General features: G+C 72.4%; 1 protein-coding gene. It reads left to right on the top strand.

Annotation, left to right across the window (positions count from 1 at the left end; translation table 11 throughout):
• The coding region (locus tag G6020_RS13175; protein ID WP_182610930.1) for a type I polyketide synthase at window positions 1-2588 on the top strand (2588 nt) is incomplete at both ends.

The raw sequence follows: 2588 nt of genomic DNA, 5'->3' as shown, positions 1-2588 counted from the left end.
GGGCGGCGGCTCGGCGGCGTCGGCGGCCCTGGGGCTGGTACGGGCTGTCCAGGCCGAACACCCCGGCCGACTCGGACTCGTCGACGCCGACGAGCTCGATTCCGCGACGCTCGCCGCAGCGGTCGGAGCCGGGTTGCCCGAGTGCTCGATCAGGGGCGGCGGGGTATTCGTCCCCACCCTGACCGGCCTCGACCACGCCGAGTGGACCCCGCCCGCCGGGACGGTCGTCGTGACCGGGGCGACGGGGGCACTGGGCTCCCTGGCCGCCCTGGAACTGGCCGACCGGGGGGTCGAGGACCTTCTGCTGATCAGTCGCTCGGGCGAGTCCTCCCCGCGGGCCGCCGAACTCACGGTGTCACTCTCCGAGCGCGGGGTGTCGCACCGGTTCGTCGCGTGCGACGTCGCCGACGCGACGGCCGTCAACTCGATGATCGCCGACCTCGCCTCGCGGTCGACGATCGCGGGTGTCGTGCACACCGCCGGGGCGCTGGCCGACGCGGTGCTGGAGAACCAGAACGCAGAGCGCATCCACCGGGTCCTGGAGGCCAAGGTGAGCGGTGCCGTCAATCTCGACGCCGCTCTGGTGGAGGCGGGCGTCACGCCGGACTTCTTCGCCTGCTACTCCTCTGTCGTGGGACTGGTGGGTAATGCCGGTCAGTCCAACTACGCGGCCGCCAACTCCCTCCTGGACGCGTGGTGTCGCGACCGTGCGGCGCGCGGTGCGCCGACGACCTCGATCGCGTGGAGTGTGTGGGCGATCGCCTCCGGACTGGCCGAACTGGGAGAGAGCGATCTCAACCGGTTCCGCAGGATGGGCCTCACACCGCTCGAGGAGGAGATCGGACAGACCGCTCTCGGTCGCGCTCTGGGCACCGGTCGTACCGAGGTCGTGGCGGCCCACCTGGACCGTGCGCGCATAGCGGAGCGGCGGGGCGACCCCTCGTTGCCGTTCCGCCTGGCATCGCTCGACGGGCACTCCGGGTCCACCGGTCTGGACGCGGCCTCCGAGCTGCTCGACACGCTGGCGGCGGCGACCCCCGAGGAGCGACACCGCATCCTGCTGGCCGCCGTGCGACGGGAGGCCGCCGCGGTGCTCACCGGACTGGACGAGGCCGACGTGCCGGACGACATCCCGTTCCGGGACTTCGGATTCGACTCACTGACCGGTGTGGAACTGCGCAACCGGCTGGTCTCGTTGACCGGCCTGCCGCTCCCGGCGACGCTGGTCTTCGATCATCCGACCCCGGCCCAGTCGGCGACGCTGATCTCCGAGCGGCTCGACGAGCGGCTGGGGACCCCCGCGGACGCGGCGACCCACGTCTGCGAGGAGCACGCCGCCGCGACCGCGAACGGACCGGCCACTTCCGCCCCCGCGGACGACGATCCGGTCGTCATCGTCTCCACGGCCTGCCGACTCCCAGGTGGGATCTCGACGCCGGAAGAACTGTGGACACTGCTCGAGGAGGGGCGCGAGGCGGTCGGGCCGTTCCCCGACAACAGGGGTTGGCCCGGCGATCTCCACGACCCGGGCGCGTCCGGCGGGCACAGCGTGACGGAGACCGGCGGATTCCTCCACGACGCCGACCTCTTCGACGCGCCCTTCTTCCGCATCTCTCCGCGCGAGGCGCGGGCGATGGACCCCCAGCACCGGGTCCTGCTGGAGACCAGCTGGGAACTCTTCGAACGCGCCGGCATCCGCCCGGACCACCTCACGGGGCGGTCGATCGGCGTGTACATCGGCAATATCGGTCAGAAGTACACCGAGGGGCTCGCGGACCGGAAGGAACTCGAGGGGCATCTCGTGACCGGTGGCGCGAACAGCGTGCTCTCCGGCCGCCTCGCGTACCAGTTCGGGTTCGAGGGCCCCGCCGTGAGCGTCGACACCGCGTGTTCGTCCTCCCTGGTGGCCCTGCACCTGGCGGCGCAGGGGATCCGCTCGGGGGACTGTGACGCCGCGGTGGTCGGCGGGGTGACGATCCTCGCCCGGCCCGACCTGTTCGTCGAGTTCAGCAGGCAGGGCGGGCTGGCCGTCGACGGCCGGTGCAAGTCGTTCGCCGACTCCGCCGACGGCACCTCGTGGGGCGAGGGCGTCGCCCTGCTGTTCGTCGAGCGGATGTCGACCGCGCGGGCGGCGGGCCACGAGATCCTCGCGGTGCTCGAAGGATCCGCGATCAACCAGGACGGAGCCTCCAACGGGCTCTCCGCCCCCAACGGTCGGGCCCAGCAGAACGTCATCCGGGCCGCACTGCGCTCCGCCCGCCTGACGGCGGGGGACGTGGACGTCGTCGAGGCGCACGGCACGGGCACCCGGCTCGGCGACCCGATCGAGGCACAGGCCGTCATCGCCACCTACGGCCAACGTCAGGGTCGACCGGTCCTGTTGGGTTCGCTCAAGTCCAACATCGCCCACACCCAGGGCGCCGCGGGAGTCGCGGGGGTGATCAAGGTCGTGGAGTCCCTGCGGCACGGGTTGGTCCCCCGGACACTCAACGTGGACGCGCCGACCGCGGCGGTCGACTGGTCCCGCGGGCGGGTCGCGCTGGTGACCGACCCCGTGCGCTGGCCGACCGGCGACCGTCCCAGGCGGG

Source organism: Dietzia sp. B19 (assembly GCF_014145155.1).
In the GTDB taxonomy this organism is placed as follows: Bacteria; Actinomycetota; Actinomycetes; order Mycobacteriales; family Mycobacteriaceae; genus Dietzia; species Dietzia natronolimnaea.
Note: the sequence above shows the minus strand (reverse complement) of the source record. Positions and strands in the feature narration are given on the sequence as shown.